Below are 16,131 nucleotides of genomic sequence, written 5' to 3' on the forward strand. Positions count from 1 at the left end.
GCGTTAGTTATATACTAACTAATACTAGTATTAAAAGATTTACTTGAAAATTAATTTGGAAGCTTCTCCTCACCAGCTTGGAAAAAAATATGAAGATTTAGCTACATCTTATTTGCAGCAAAAGGGACTCATGATTATGGTCCGAAACTATCGTTACAAAAAAGCAGAAATAGATATTATAGCTCAAAAGGATGCCTGTCTTTATTTTATAGAAGTAAAAGCCAGAACGAGTGCTAAGTTTGGATATCCAGAAGCTTTTGTGAATACTTACAAACAGCAATTAATAAAAGCAGCTGCTGAAAATTATATATTACAAAATGATTGGAATAGTTCCATTCGTTTTGACATTATTGCTATCCTAGATCAAAAAGGATGTATCAATTTAGAATATTTTGAAGACGCTTTTTCTTGATGATATTTAACTAGTTAGTAGACTGCAACCTATAGATTATTAGCAAATTTTAGAAATAAAGGCTAATTTTGTTCATCCAACAAACAACCAAAAGCACTCATCGTGATTGATAAACTAGAAGCTATAGAAAAAAAGTATGAAGAGGTTAGTAAGCAGATCGTTGATCCGTCCATTATGGCTGATATGAAACAGTATGCTAGCCTCAACAAGACATATAAAGAACTTTCTAAAATTGTTGATGTATATACAGTATATAAAAGTAATTTAGCTAATCTTGAAAGTGCAAAAACATTACTAAGTATAGAAAAAGATGCAGCATTTAGAGATTTAGCCAAAGAGGAGATAGATAGCTTAGAATTACAAAAAACGCAATTAGAAGAAGATTTAAAGTTTTTGCTTTTACCTAAAGATCCTAATGATAGTAAGAATGTTATATTAGAAATTAGAGCAGGTACAGGTGGAGATGAAGCAGGTATATTTGCTGGTGATCTATTTAGGATGTATAGTCGGTTTGCAGAGAAAATGCAATGGAAATTGTCAATTATTGAAGAAGTGGAGAGTACTTCTGGAGGCTATAAAGAAATTATCTGTAGCATAGCGGGCGAAGGAGCCTATGGAATGTTAAAATATGAATCAGGTGTACACCGTGTGCAGCGTGTACCCGCTACAGAAACGCAAGGTCGTATACATACCTCAGCAGCTAGTGTTGTAGTATTGCCAGAAATGGATGAAGTGGAAGTAGATCTAGATATGAACGATATCCGAAAGGATACATTCTGTTCTTCTGGTCCTGGAGGGCAGTCTGTTAATACAACCTATTCTGCTATAAGGCTTACGCATATACCTACAGGCATTGTAGTGAGCTGTCAAGATGAAAAATCTCAGATTAAAAACTTAGAAAAAGCGCTTAAAGTATTGCGTGCTCGCTTATATGAGCAAGAACTTAAGAAACAGCAAGATGCTATTGGAGCAGAAAGAAGATCGATGGTAAAAAGTGGTGACCGTTCTGATAAGATACGTACTTATAATTTCCCACAAGGTAGAGTTACAGACCATCGGATAGGTTATACCATTCATAATTTGCCTGCTGTAATGGATGGAGCTGTTGGAGATTTAATAGAAGCATTACAATTGGCAGATAATGCTGAGAGATTACAACAAGGAGCGTAAAAATTGATATGCTTGTTAATGAGTAGAAGTTATACGAGCGCTAGTATTATAAAGATAGAAGGTATATCGTAAAGTGTTAGTTTAGCACAAAGCACAAATCTTATAATACTCTAATGTTAGAATAGTTAAGTTGAAGTGCTTAAGAGTCGAGTAATTATTATCTTCTTTATACCTTAATTATGAGGACATTTTAAAGCTATTATATAATTCTTTATTAAGAGAAATGAGTATACTTATACTTATACTTATACTTATACTTATACTTATACTTATACTTATACTTATACTTATACTTATACTTATACTTATACTTATACTTATACTTATACTTATTCCTCTTTAATGACCTTTGATCAGAAAATTATGGATTATGCAAACAGGGGTTATCTGAAAGTAGTACCTGTAAATCTCCTAATCTAGCTTATTGTTCCTAGTAGCATTTCCTCTAATGCTTTATATTTTTTCTGCCTAGCAATATCTATAGGAGTCTTACCATATTTATCCTTAGCATTTATATCCGCTCCATTTTGTATTAATAGTTTAGCTACTTCTAGATGTCCTTTTTGACATGCCCAATGAAATGAAGTTTCTCCATCTATATTTTTAGCCTGTATATCTGCCCCTTGTTCTAATAACAGCTTTACTACTCCTACACGTCCTTTGAGTACAGCCCAGTGTAATGCTGACTGACTTACTTCATCTTTAACATGTATATCTGCTCCTTTTTCTAATAGCAGCTTTGCTACTTCTGTATGTCCTTTTTGTGTAGCACAATCCAATGGTGTATAACCTGTTTCTTCATTAGCATTTACCTCTGCTACTCTCTCTAATAATAATTTTATTGTTTCTATATTGCCACCCTCTGAAGCTGCATGTAGTGGAACGACTCCTGATTTATTCTTAACATTTACATCAGCTCCTTTATCTAGCAATAATTTTACTATTTCTGTATGCCATCCCTGAGAAGTTATATGTAATGCAGAGCTACCTTCTATGTTCTGAGCATGTATATCAGCTCCTCTTGCTAATAACAGCCCTACCATTTCTACTTGGCCTTCTTGTGTAGCCCAGTGCAATAGCGTCCACCCGTTTTTATCTTTAGCATTCACATCTAATCCTCTTTTCAATAACAACTTTACTATTTCCAAGTGCCCGCATGCAGCGGCCTCGTATATGCCTGTGCAATAACCGTCATGTATCTCAGCTCCTTTTTCTAATAGAAAGTCTACTATTTCCAAATGGCCGAACGCAGCAGAAAAGCCTAGTAAAGAAGGACCCTCTTTAGTTTTAGCATTTATATCTGCACCTTTTTGTAATAACAGCTTTAGTACTTCCAAGTTGCCATTTACAGCAGCAAAGTGCACTGGTAGGCCGCCTCCTTTTTCCTTAATATTTATATTTGCCCCTTTTTCTAATAGTAGTTCTATTACATTGATATGTCCTCTTCCTGCAGCTAGGTGGAGTGGGGATTGACCATCTTCACCTTTAGCATTTACATCTGCTCCCTTCTCTATAAGCAACTTAACTATTGATGGATAGCCATATGCAGCAGCCAGATGCAATGGTGTATCATCATCCTTATCTTTAGCATTAATATCAGCTCCCTTCTTGATCAATAACTTAACTATTGATGGATAGCCATATACAGCGGCCAGATGCAATGGTGTATCATCATCTGTATTTTTAGCATTAATATCAGCTCCCTTCTTGATCAATAACTTAACTATTGATGGATAGCCATATGCAGCGGCCAGATGCAATGGTGTATCATCATCTGTATTTTTAGCATTAATATCAGCTCCCTTCTTGATCAATAACTTAACTATTGATGGATAGCCATATGCAGCGGCCAGATGCAATGGTGTGTTATCATCTTTATTCTTTTTATGCGTATCAGCTCCTAATTGTAACAATAGCTTGACTAATTCTTTATGTCCTTGGCCACTAGCTATATGTAAAGGAGTTTTCCTTTTATTATTACAAGCATTTAAATCAAGTGCTAATTTCTCTTGTAATGGTAATAAAAGATCGGCTACTTCTTGGACATAGTCCTTTTTGATAGCCTCTATAGATAAGTATTGAAGACTAGTACGGTCCATATTTTCTATATCAATAATATGAATTCCTAATTCTGCTAAGCGCTTATTAAGTAATATCTTGATTTGTTTAATAGCTAGGTGTAGAAACGTATCTCCTTCTTCATTTTTAAGGTTAATGTCAATATCAGAGTTTAATAACTGTTGTATCTGGTTTTTATCCCATTTGATAACCGCTTCATGTAAAGGATACTGTATTTTTTTTGTCTCTTCTCCTCTTTTACCTCCTCCTAATAAGCCTAAGCGTGTTATATACACTTGATCGTTGATAATATGAGTATGGCTCTTTTGCCATTCTGTATTGTTAACAGAGGCTAGCGATAAATTGAGAACAGGATTTACTATAACAGGTGCTAGGTAGCTTCTACTAAACCCCTGTGGCAAGTTTTCTATTACACTAGCTTGTAGTTTTCTTTGTTCTTGGATAAGACTAACCTTATGTCCTTGTTTGGAAACAAGTGTTTTACCTATGAGTATGAGCTGCTGAGTGTTTGCTTGGCTATCTTCAATAGATTGCAAAGAAGTAGAATGGGTACAATTCTGCAAACATAAGCTTATCATGAAGCTATAGGCTAAGAATTGACATTTAATACTATAATAGTTTTTCATGATAGTAAAACAAAGATTGCTAGATTAATTTAAGATTAATGTGCCTCAACGATAGCCTGTATATATCGCTAAGAGCCTGTTCATAATCTTTGTAGGCATATCCTTAGAAAAGCTAGCACTACCATTTGTAAGCTTGTCGATAATCTCCTTTCACAGTTCTTCCACAACCGTCGGCATTTTTCTAACCAGCCAAAGCTCCGTTCTACTATCCATCGCTTAGGTATTATCTTAAATTGATGCAATTCACTCCTTTTAGCCACTTCTACCTCCACTCCTTGAAGCACTTCTTTTACTTGATTGGTAAATACTTTTCCTCTATAGCCTCCATCTACTAGCACCTTTTTTACCTTAGCTAATTGCTCTTTGTGCTCTGTTAACATACTTATTGCTCCAGCTCTATCTGTTTCACTAGCCTTTGTGATACCTATCCCATGGGGTAAGCCTTGGCTGTCTACGGCTATATGGCGCTTGATCCCCCTTATCTTTTTAGCTCCATCATAGCCTTTCTCTTTAGCTGTATCTGTATTTTTTACACTCTGCGCATCTATTATAATCAGGCTTGTTTGGGCTTGTCTACCTGCTTGCTTCCTCAGACGAGTAACCATGTTTTTTTAACGCTTCTTCTAGAAAGCTTAAGCCATTTTCTTGCTTTTCACTCCATATCTGAAAATAAGCATGTATCGTACGCCATTTAGGAAAATCTTTAGGCAACATTCTCCATTGGCAGCCTGCCTTGAGCAGATACAGTAAGCCGGAAAACACCTCATATAGATCTACCTGGCGAGGTTTAGTTTTCTTGCGGGCTGCTTCCAAGATAGGGCGTATAACTTCAAATTGTTCTCTATTAATATTAGTAGGATACCCTTGAGTCATAGATAAGCTCCTTTTTTATCAGGTTATCGATCATTATCCTGACTAATCTAATAGCTCCTAGCTTATTAAACAAAGTTTATGAACAGGCTCTAAGTAAGTTCAAAAGTTCGGAAAGGGCTCTGGATAGGGCCTTATAGCAAAGAGATGGATTGTTGAACGTACATTTGCTTGGTTTAATAATTTTAGAAGAATTTCTAAAGATTATGAAATAGCTGTAAATTCTGACGAAAATATGCTGATGGTTGCACATACTATGTTGCTCTTAAAAAGGTTGAATTATCTATGAAGACAGCTTCTCAATATTTTAATAGCTGCTGTGCCGTAGAATTCTTAGACCATATACCAAGCAGCTACTTGTTCCTATCTATTATTATCTACTTGCATTTCGAATATTTAGTCATCATATAACCTTATTTTATATTTCCTTTCACTTCCAAATTTGAGAATTTTTCTTATATTATTAAGTATTGCTTATTCCTAACTTATCTTAAAACTTGATGAGTTAAGATAGTATGTATAATGCTAACTTCTGTTAATATTAAAATTAAAAGAAACAGTTAACTAAGTTCTAGATAATTTAAGGAGTATATAACTTGATAAACCCCAACACAATTATGAATTTCTTAAAGAATAGCCACCGAAGATATTTATTGATAATACACCTGCTTGCTATACTATTAATTCTTAACAGTAGCAAGTGTGGCTGTGGAAAAGAGGAAGGTTTAAAAGACGATGTGTTTGGTAACATCATTATGCATGTGCCTACTGACCCGCTTATAGGTGATGTAAAAACTACAGAAATTAGTTTTATGCTAGCAGATAATGCTACAATTGCCCCCCTAGAGAATTTTACTTTACAAGTTGTTTTACAAGACACTAGTGGTTCGATTAGCCAAATAAGCTATAAAGATAGTACTGGTACACTAAAAGAAACTGATAAAGTAGATATTCCATTAAAGAGCCTTTTGGAAAAAGAGCATTTAACAACAGAAGAACCTAGCTTTACAATCCCTTTTACGTTGGTTCCTCATCCAACCTCTAAGGAATTAACTGCTGAATTTAAGTTGCTCAATAAAGCTGAATCTGTAAGTGAAGGAGAAGTTACCTGGAGGAAGGTTGATACAGCTGTTAATTTACTTTTAAGTAGAACTAGTGCTGAGAAAATAAAAGGGGATAATAAAATCATTAGCCTTAAAATTGAGAATAAAGAGCAGGAAGCAACAGAGAAAGGACAGTTAAAATTAAAGATTACAAGGACTCATGGGAATAAGGCTTTTATTAAAGGTTCTACTCAGTTAAAGAACACTAATGTTTATACAATAGATCTTCCTATAATTGCACCTACTAATAGCTTGCTTTATGATCTAATTATGGATCCTAAAGAGGATCTACAGGCCACCTTTAGTATACAACTACAATATAAGGGTAAAGATATTGGTACTGCAGTTATTGTAAGCTGGGAAAAAGGATTGGTAATAGAAGTTAAACATGATAGAACAACTGATAATGTTAAAGTTTTTGTTACTAATACAGGTACAGAAACAGCCGAAAAGGTGAAATTAACATATGATACTAAAACAGCTAATACTACAATTGGAAATACAGCTAAGAATGAAAAGATTCTGGAGAACTTAGCTCCGAATGAGAGAAAAGAAGTTAGTGATTTGGGTAAATTAAATTTTGGTAAAGATGATGCTGGCAAGGATAATATAGCTGCAGCATGTGAATTTGGTATATCATGTGCATCAAGTTGCCCAATAAACCCTGTAACTACTGTAGTGAAGAAGGAGGTATTTACAAGATTAGATATAGTGCTTTCACCTATTGTAACATATGATTCTGATAAAGAACAATTTAATTATACAATAGAAAATGCAGGAAAAGATACCGCAAAAGGGTTGCAGTTGAAGTATAAAAATATAAGTGTAAGTGAGGAAGGTAAGCTTGCTACATTAGATGCTAAACAAGAGAATACTATAATATTGGGTGATTTAGAAAGTGGCAATAAGTTTGAAGGTGTTTTAGCCGTAGATTTTAAAAATGCAGAAGTGGCCAAATTTAATTTTGAGCTACAGTATGATAATAAACCTATGGCTAAACTAGAACGGGAAGCCCAGAATAAACCTTTGAATTTATCATTAGCAATCATAAGTCCAACAAGAAGTAATGCTGAGGAGTATATACTTTATGGTGCTGAAAATGAGTTAAAACTTAAAATTGAACAAGCACATAACAGCCGTACTATCGATATAAACCATTTAGCATTATCCATAAAAGTACCAGCTGGCGATGGAACTACTGTTTCCCATATTGTAGATGGACCAGCGATAACTGAGCTAAAAGGGTCTGATTTAGGTAAAATAGATGATATTATTACTTTGTATGTAAATCCTAAACTAGAAGCAAAAGAAGCAAATATTAGAATTGAATTATATTATAAAGGAGAACTTGTAGGTGCACCGGTCTTAGCTCAGTGGAGGGAATATGGTGTATTTATACAAAGCTCAGGTCGTTTAATAGGTGAGCAGATAGGTTATTTTAAAATAATTGGCGTAAGTGATTTAGACCGTAGTGCAATTACTGTAAGTTTAGAAAGTGAAAAAGGTGCTACTTTCCAATTCTATGATAAAATGAACGGTAATACTGAAGCTACTTTAGCTGATTTAGCTGAATATGACACAAAAGTATCTGCAAGCAACAGGGCAAGTTCAGAACCTATTTCTTTTACAATCAATGAAAAAAATGGCCAGAAAGAATCTGCAGTAAAGATTGTTATAAGACGAAAATCTAAAGTAATAGCAACACATACAATAAACTGGATAGATAAAGGAATAAGCGTAGAACTTAAAACAAATACAATTCTTGAAGTAGAAGGTCGTCCAATAACTGTAAATATAAAAAATACAGGTGATAAGGCTTTAAAATTAAGTGAAGTAAAAGTTAGGGTTAAAAATACAGAAAACCTTCGGTTTAATATAGGTAAGATGGCAGGCACTACGATTGAAGGAACCTTAGAAGATATTATAGGTATTAAAGAACTAATTAGTAAAGCACAGATTAAAGTTTACTTACAACCTAATGCCTTGCTTAAAGATAAAATTGCAACCGGTGTAACCTTAACGCTTTTCGAGGAAAAGAACGGTAAGGAAAAAATATTAGAACAAAGGCGCGTAATATACTATATTGCTGATTTCTACAATACCCAGGTGCCAATTAGAGACATGAGTTCAGAAGGTTTTTCCTACATTTCAAAACAAATTGTAACGAATAAAGAGAATCCTGGATACCTTGCATATCTTTTAAGTAGTTTAAAAACTGGAATAGAAGTTTCTAATAAAATATTAGAAAAATATGAACAAATCACAGACACTCATACAGAGTTTAATGAACCTATACGTTTAATACGTGACTTTATGTATGATAGGATTAAAAAATACACAATACTGACTGAGGAAACTAAAAAAGCAATAGCAGAATTAAGTGAACAAGACGAAACTATTGTGCAGTGGATTAAGGATTCTATAAATAAGGTAAATAATGCAATAGAGATTTTAAAAGGTAGTCCTGAGAAATTGAAATCATTAAATGATCACAAAGCAATAACTAAGGCTTTAATAGGTAAATATGATCCATCTAAAGATATAGATCAGCAAACTTTACAAGGGTTATACGAGTATTATCAAGATAAAAGTAGCCAAATTAAGGCCTTTTTAGAGAAACGTGCTACTACAAATCTTCCAGACACGCCATCTATTAGCCAAATGAGAGCGTTATATAATAGGATGGTGTCCGAACAGTCGAATATACAAAATGCTGTGAGACAAACTTTTGGTGCTGGGTTTGAAAAAGTTAATGATGCTATTGATCAAGAGCAAAAAGAACTTAATCCAGCAACAGTAAAAAGGAAAAGCCAGAAACAAGTAATGATATTTCATAACAAGCTTGTAAAGCAAGCAAATATATTACATGAATGGAATGGTTTATTAAGGAAAAGCGAATTAGTGACGGATCCAGTGGCCCTACAGAGAGCTATGGCAGCACGTTATCAAAAGTTAGCAGAAGTAAATAAAAACTTTGCCAAGCATATTTATGAAAAAAATAAGCCGGGTAATGTTACGCTGGCTGCAGAATTAGGTGAGCTAATAGCAAGAGAGACGTTTGGTATGGCACAAAGGACAAAAAACCAAACAATAGAGAAAGTTGCTATAGAAACTGCTAAGGCTGCTGGAGAGACTATAGATACTGCTACGGCTGCTAAAGAGGCTACTGAAGATGCTATAGAAGCTTGGAAGTTATTTGAAAGGGCAAGAGGTGTAAGGAATATATCTTCTAAAAAGCCTGGTCAGTCTTTAGATATGAATAGTAATAATTTAAATACACTACCAACAGTATTACAAGGTATGAAAGCTCAGTTAGAAATCCTTAAAAGACATGAGCAGGAGCAGAAAAAAGAGAAAAAGAAAAGGGGTATGTTTGGGCAGTTCTTTAATAGATCTTCAAATAATAATAAGGTGAACAATAATGGGGAGGGCACGAAGGATAATATTGATGAAAAGGATACTGATAAAGAAGATACTATTGAAAAAGAAGATCATACCGAAGAAGAATATACTACTGAAGAAAATACTGCTGAAGAAGATACTACTGAAGAAGATACTACCGATAAAGGAGATACTACTGAAGAAGAAGATATGAATGGTGATGGGACTAATGAGAAGCAGGAAAGTTAATAAGTAGTGTATAACAAATAAGTATTAATTAGTTGAGCACGTAGATTAATTGAAACTTATTACCTTATAGTTAATTTGAAATACCTCTCAATACTGCTGGCTGGAAGCAGTATTGAACAGGCTTTAAAAAAGCCTGCTCCTGTTATAATAATCTAGGTGTATCAATAATTGAAATATAAGCCAAATTAGATATAAAAGGGGAAAAGAGTATGTTAGCTGTATACCAAACTAAAAATAGGAGGAATATATGTGACACTATACACTAACAGACCAACAATGGAAAAAAGATCAAAGACCTCTTGCCAGTACGAGCAGGCACAATAGGACTAATGGACAAAGATTATAGACTCTTTGTTGAAGCAGACTTATATCGTTATACCGTACTGGCATACCCTGACGTGATTTACCCAAACGTTTTGCAGACGTTAGGGTGGTCCATATCCGTCATGCTAGATGGAGTAAAAAAGTGTATGACAAAAAGTATTTGGAACACTTTCCCAAGCGAGCGATAATACTTATCATATGCTTGATACTACTATTATTAGTGCATATCAGTATAGTGGGGGCGCTAAAAAGAAGCCTTAACAAACAAGTAGTTGGGTAAGATTAAGCACAAAAATACATGTATTATGTGATGGAAAAGGAAGGCTATTGCCTTTCATCTACCAGGTGGAGAGGTATATAATTTGCAAAGAGCCGATGCATTAAAATTCTCCTGCATTATTGGCTGATAAGGCTTATTATGCATAAAAGCGAGTTTTAGATAGGCTTAAGAAAGAGCAATTGCTTGGCAGTCATACCACCAAAAGCTAATCATAAAAATAAGCGAGCTTATGATAAAGAGCTCTATAAATGGCAGTATTTGATTGAGCATTACTTTGCTCACTCAAAGCAATATAGGGCCATAGCTACGCGCTATGATAAGCTAGCTGTCAACTTTTTAAGTGGTGTTTATGTAGCCGGTTCTTATTTATGGGCTATTTATTGATATGACCTAGCAAAGTTTATTAAATGATTTAAATGATTGACCCCAAATTTTTTGTAATTTGTTTCCTGATTTTGTTCAACTATTGATTCTAAAAAATAAACTACCCACTTATTTCTTGTAGAACAGGTAAGGACTTAAGCATATCTAAAGTATCTATATGCAATTGAAAATACTTTACCATATTAGCTAGTAAATTCCTAATAGATGATCGATTAGGAATAACCATATCAGTGGTATGCTTGTTTAATAGAGCATCTAATAAAGCTATTTCATCGCCATTGAGCGTACTGTGAAATCCTGATTGTACTAATTGTTGATTAATTTCTGAGGCATTACTGAGTCCGAAACCTAAGTAACTACAAAGCTGTAGCATAAAATCTAAATAGAATAACTCATATCTATCTGCTAAGCTATTTAGTTTGATTACTGCCTGTAATAGGAATTCAAATAGATTTTCGTTGTGTTCTTCTTCATAAAGTACTTTGTTAAGTAACTCTGTTAAAAAGGTAGCAATGGTTGCTTTTTTCAAATCGCATAAAATATTGGTAATAGGCGTATGACATTTTACTTCTACAATACGCTGTAGCGTAACACTTTTCTTATGATACACTACCATATCTAGTGGCATAAATGGTTGAAAAAGTGCTATGCTATGTCTAGCCTTTAGCATCCTAACACTATTTACTACGTAAGATTGTTTACCAAAAAGTTCTGTAAAAATTCTAACAATAATAGAAGCTTCTCGGTATTTCATGTAATTTAAAACAATACCCCTGGTTGTATAGCGCATAATATTTGAACTAAATAGGATAAATATGCTATATTTTAAAATATTTTAGATCAAGCAAGCAGAAATAAAAAATATGAACATACCCAAAGCTATTGAGTAATTAGGTTATTTAGAGCTAAGATAATTTGCCAATATAACTTTATAGCATTTCTACTTTACGGATAATCTAAATTGATATAAAATTGTTTATTTATTCCCTAGCAAGCTAATATGTATTTTATTTAGTATAAATATTTATGGTTGGTCATAAAATAGATAACTCTTGTAGCAATACCCGGATAGTATATAATTTTATCTACATATTAATATATAAAAATATATATCAATTAAATAAGAAAAAACGAGCATAGGGAAATACTGCAAAGGTTATTACATTTGTAAAAGTACAATTATCATAATTTTATATAACCGAACATTTACCCACTTTAAAAGCTTTTTAATTGGTTGCCTTTAACATTATTAGAAAAATAATTAATGCATTCTTCAGGAACTGTGAGTGCTTCGGATATGCTTTATGGGTACGCAAAAACAAATTTACTTGTTAAATCTGCACACTTTGCTGAGCTTGTAAAGTACATAAATCTACTTAAAATTCTCTTTAATTTTAAGTAGCCACAGTAATCTACGTTCTATAAAACATGCTTATATTTGCCATATTTACTTATAAACACTATATGTTACACCCAGTTCCCATGCTATTAAATTATATAATTTGGACTCCCGACCAAGTATTATTTGAATTAGGGTTTTTTAAAGTTAGGTGGTATAGCCTTATGATTATATCTGCCTTTTTAAGCGGTCGTATGCTACTTAGCTACTTTTTTAAAAAAGAAGGAAGACCTGTAGAAGATGTAGACAAGTTTAGTTTATATATATTAATCGCTTGCCTGGTAGGTGCACGTTTGGGAGAAGTTATATTCTATGACCCTATACGTTATTTAAAAAGCCCACTTGAGGCTATTTTCCCTATCGAACTTACTCCCAAATTTCAAATAGTGGGGTATAAAGGACTTTCTTATCATGGAGCTTTAATAGGAGGTTTTGTAGGTGCATTTCTCTATGCTAATTATAATATTAACTTTAGCTTATATCCTTTTCGGCTTAAGCTTGTTAAGCAGAAGAAAATGGGGCAGTCTTTTTTATGGATTTTAACGCCACTAGCTTTTGGTGTCATGATGGGGTTTTTCGTAAGAATAGGAAACTTTATTAATTCAGAGATTATTGGTACACCCACCCACAGTCAGTACGGTGTAATTTTTGCCAAGCATGTTGTAGAAGATTTATCTAACAGCTTGCCAGCTATTCAATCTGTTAGGGTGCTAAAAAACAATACAGCAGAATATGATACTATAAAAGGTTATCCACCTATCATAGTGGAATGCACTTTTGCAGGTGTTGGTGTTGAAGAGGAAGCTATAAAACGATTTATTGAAAATAGGCTTAGAAGCTATTTGCGTGCTTCTCATGTAAAAGAGCATATATACGTTCCAAGTGATTCACCATTGGATTATACAATAACTAGAAATAAAAAAAGTCAGTATATAGTAGATGTTAAAGCATTTGGCATACCCAGACATCCTGTACAGCTTTATGAAAGTTTTTCTTATCTGTTAACGCTTATTGTACTTTTTGCATGGTGGTACTATAAGGGAGCTACTATACGCGATGGTATGATTGCTGGGGTAGCTGCTACCATCTGTTATAGTTTTAGATTCTTATTTGAGTTTTTTAAAGATCCTTTTAATGTGCTAATACCTGGTAAATACCCTATTACTATGGGGCATATGTTATCTTTGCTTACTGTGATGGCTGGTATAATTGTTCTTATAATTATTTACCGATTACCTAATAATAAAAAGCAAGTTAGAATAAATCAGTAATCATTAAGTAAGGCAATTTATATTGTTGTTATTAATGTGTTATTATTTGTGGCTGAAGTAGCTCTTAAAAAACTGTAATGCCAATTAGGAGCTTTCAAGTATGTCATCCCTAGCTAGGATCAATTTATACTGTATTAAATGTACTAATTAATTTATATGAAGTATAAAACTATACTGTGGCTTAACTTTGCTTCTCTTATTGAAGCCTTTATAATTAAGGTATTGATAGATTATAAGATTGTAGTATGTAATTTTGGTGGGTTACATAATCTATACGATATGATAGCTATGGTAAGTGTTAAGAATATGCTTGTACTTGGGGGCTACCAAATGTATTTTTGGCCACAAAAAAACCATAAGCTACATAAAAAAATATATTTAGTTCCTACACTGCTAGATAAACGAATTCCTGCTATTCCTGAATTATTCTGGATTTATTCTCCTTTATATTACGTGTTTTTTAGCTTAGCTATACTCTGTCTAAAAAATTATAATAGCTCAGCTCTGCATGCTTGGCTCATGCTGATGCATAGTAGTTTTTGGTTTGTTCACTTTCCTACAGGTATACGAAAAGAGTTCAGGGAAAAAGTGAGAGGTGTTCCAACAGATAAAGTTACCAAGTTTATTATGGATTTAGTACATGATCATGACACGGAAGATAATGCATGCCCTTCTATGCACTGTGCTTTTGCTGTATTTTTGGCATTCATTACTTATCCTTTTTATCCTACTTTATCCATAGCATTTCCTATTATCGTATCTTTATCATGCTTATTTACTAAGCAGCATTTGATAGTAGATATTGTCCCTGGATTTTTATTAGGAGCCTTACATGGTTTTATTAATATGAGCTTATCCTAACACCTGTATAAGAAGCAAACAGGATGTATTTTAAGGCTAAAACTAAAGTATACATCCTATATTTTAAACTTATTGTTGTATATAGTAACACCAATTATTAATTGATTTTTCTCAGTAAACTCTTAAAAGTAGTAGCTATACTTTAATATTATAAGAGTTTATGCTAAATTTACTGCATTAGTCGCTAACGTTGTGTATTTTTGCATACTTAAGCTTAGAGAGGAGAGTATGATATCATGATTAAGCTACATGAAATGGTCATTCAGGTACCTAGAACTGATACTGGCAGTAGCCAGGAAGTATATCAACTGGATGATACTTTTTTTAAATTATTCGAAGGTAACCTCTTAGAAACAGGTAAGTTGAATGTCAATATAAAATTAGATAAAACGCCACGACATATTCAACTGCTTTTCTCTATTCAAGGTGAGATAGAATTAAGCTGTGATAGAACGTTAGAGCCGTTTAACTATCCTATTAATATTGAACGGGTAGTACACTTTAAAATAGGAGATGAAGATAAGGAATTAGATATGGACTTGTATATGATTGAGCGCCAAGCCTCTAGTATTCAAGTAGCCCAGCATATTTATGATTTTGTAAACTTGTCTATTCCTATGAAGCGACTTCATCCTCGCTTTGCTGATGAGGAGGAAGATATAGATTAGATATATAGAAATAAAATAGTAAGTATAAATAGTAACCGTTAAATATAGTATTAAAACTCATTATGCCACACCCCAAGCGAAGACAATCAAGAACTAGAAGAGATAAAAGAAGAACGCATGATAAAGCGCCTATGCCTAACCTTGCAGTTTGTCCTACTACGGGAGAACTCCATCTTCCTCATAGGGCTTTCTGGTATGAAGACAAACTTTATTATAAAGGAAAAGTAGTTATGGAACGTAATGCTAGCTAGTACTGGCTTATGAGTGTGGTTAGCAAAAGTATTACAAGCATAGCTGAGATTCATCCATTTATTGTACAAGGAGCTATTGAGAAATCACAGCTCCTTGTTGTATTTGATATGGATCTTACCTTAACTATGCCTCCATTGCCAGCTTTGCTCTATCTAGCTAAACCCGAATATCGTACTAAGGTTCAAAGAATCTTATCCCCACTTACAGACACAGATCGGGCGAAAGTACTTACTCTAGGCTTACAAATAAGTGAGCATCAGCTAATAGAGGAGATTACTCCGTCAATTATTGAAAGCATTCAAGCGCTACAAGTTAAAAGTATTGTTTTGACTGCTAGCTTATCAGGTCAATTTAATAATAATGCGCCCCTTGAGTTACAAAGATTCCAAAAGCTAAAAGAATTAGGCATCGTTTTACAAAACATATCCTTACAAGAAAAGGTCATATTAACTGATCTGCCTTTTTGTGACCAAAATTACCCTACTTATTATAATGGCATATTATGCGTGAGGGGAGAGCCTAAAACTAATATCAAAGGGCCTACGCTTGTTTCTTTCCTTCATCATATCCATTTTTATCCTAAGCAAATAATCATGGTTGATGACAAAAGAGAACATCTGTCCTATGTACAACAGTCGCTTGCAGCATTAGAACCTACTATAGAATTTATCGGTTTTGAATATACTGGAGCGTATAAGCGTATACCCCCAGTTATTAATGAAGAGAGTTTTCTATCCTATTGGGAAGGATTAATTAAACAAGTATTAGACTCTTAAAACGTAATTGCTATATGGAAGTTAAT

The 16,131-nt window shown here is 33.6% G+C and carries 12 protein-coding genes and 1 pseudogene; 10 read left to right on the forward strand and 3 right to left on the reverse strand.

Annotated features, from left to right (window positions below):
- Positions 1-43: 43 nt before the first annotated feature.
- On the forward strand, positions 44-412 hold the full coding sequence (locus AASI_RS03610; protein ID WP_012472857.1) for a YraN family protein: 369 nt from the start codon (positions 44-46) through the stop codon (positions 410-412).
- Between the two features lie 102 nt (positions 413-514).
- Positions 515-1,582, forward strand: a complete 1,068-nt coding sequence (gene prfA / locus AASI_RS03615) for a peptide chain release factor 1 (RefSeq protein WP_012472858.1) — start codon at positions 515-517, stop codon at positions 1,580-1,582.
- A 416-nt stretch (positions 1,583-1,998) separates the two neighbouring features.
- On the opposite strand, the gene AASI_RS03620 is transcribed toward prfA, so the two are convergent.
- Both AASI_RS03620 and AASI_RS03625 read right to left on the reverse strand, forming a co-directional pair.
- The gene (locus AASI_RS03620) at positions 1,999-4,287 is read right to left on the reverse strand and encodes an ankyrin repeat domain-containing protein (RefSeq protein WP_012472859.1); all 2,289 of its coding nucleotides are present in this window, start codon (positions 4,285-4,287) and stop codon (positions 1,999-2,001) included.
- 80 nt (positions 4,288-4,367) lie between these two features.
- Positions 4,368-5,160, reverse strand: a protein-coding gene (locus AASI_RS03625; protein WP_148204940.1) for an IS5 family transposase whose coding sequence is annotated in 2 segments (ribosomal slippage) — positions 4,368-4,898 and positions 4,900-5,160 — 792 coding nt in all. Because the reading frame shifts where the segments join, the coding sequence is not laid out codon by codon here.
- 133 nt (positions 5,161-5,293) lie between these two features.
- Here AASI_RS03625 and AASI_RS09315 point away from each other — a divergent pair.
- The 3 genes and pseudogenes from AASI_RS09315 to AASI_RS08080 form a co-directional block, all read left to right on the forward strand.
- Positions 5,294-5,446, forward strand: coding sequence for a transposase (locus AASI_RS09315; RefSeq protein ID WP_083758871.1), 153 nt, complete (start codon positions 5,294-5,296; stop codon positions 5,444-5,446).
- A 328-nt stretch (positions 5,447-5,774) separates the two neighbouring features.
- A complete protein-coding gene (locus AASI_RS03635) occupies positions 5,775-9,890 on the forward strand; it encodes a COG1361 family protein (RefSeq protein WP_012472861.1) in 4,116 nt (1,371 codons plus the stop codon).
- A 256-nt stretch (positions 9,891-10,146) separates the two neighbouring features.
- A pseudogene (locus AASI_RS08080) lies at positions 10,147-10,878 on the forward strand (IS5 family transposase); the annotation flags it as partial.
- Positions 10,879-10,978: 100 nt separating this feature from the next.
- Here the strand turns inward: AASI_RS08080 and recO are convergent.
- The gene (recO, locus tag AASI_RS03645) at positions 10,979-11,668 is read right to left on the reverse strand and encodes a DNA repair protein RecO (RefSeq protein ID WP_044282792.1); all 690 of its coding nucleotides are present in this window, start codon (positions 11,666-11,668) and stop codon (positions 10,979-10,981) included.
- A gap of 692 nt (positions 11,669-12,360) precedes the next feature.
- On the opposite strand from recO, the gene AASI_RS03650 reads away from it, so the two are divergent.
- The 5 genes from AASI_RS03650 to AASI_RS03670 all read left to right on the forward strand — a co-directional run bounded on the left by AASI_RS03650 (position 12,361) and on the right by AASI_RS03670 (position 16,105).
- A complete protein-coding gene (locus AASI_RS03650) occupies positions 12,361-13,548 on the forward strand; it encodes a prolipoprotein diacylglyceryl transferase (RefSeq protein ID WP_262481545.1) in 1,188 nt (395 codons plus the stop codon).
- 156 nt (positions 13,549-13,704) lie between these two features.
- Positions 13,705-14,409, forward strand: coding sequence for a phosphatase PAP2 family protein (locus AASI_RS03655; RefSeq protein WP_012472865.1), 705 nt, complete (start codon positions 13,705-13,707; stop codon positions 14,407-14,409).
- A gap of 236 nt (positions 14,410-14,645) precedes the next feature.
- On the forward strand, positions 14,646-15,077 hold the full coding sequence (locus AASI_RS03660; RefSeq protein ID WP_012472866.1) for a YceD family protein: 432 nt from the start codon (positions 14,646-14,648) through the stop codon (positions 15,075-15,077).
- Between the two features lie 62 nt (positions 15,078-15,139).
- Positions 15,140-15,328: a 50S ribosomal protein L32 gene (gene rpmF, locus AASI_RS03665; protein ID WP_012472867.1), complete on the forward strand. Its 189-nt coding sequence runs from the start codon at positions 15,140-15,142 to the stop codon at positions 15,326-15,328.
- A 15-nt stretch (positions 15,329-15,343) separates the two neighbouring features.
- Positions 15,344-16,105, forward strand: coding sequence for a DUF2608 domain-containing protein (locus AASI_RS03670; protein ID WP_187146304.1), 762 nt, complete (start codon positions 15,344-15,346; stop codon positions 16,103-16,105).
- The last annotated feature ends 26 nt before the right edge of the window (positions 16,106-16,131 follow it).

The organism is Candidatus Amoebophilus asiaticus 5a2 (assembly GCF_000020565.1).
In the GTDB taxonomy this organism is placed as follows: Bacteria; Bacteroidota; Bacteroidia; order Cytophagales; family Amoebophilaceae; genus Amoebophilus; species Amoebophilus asiaticus.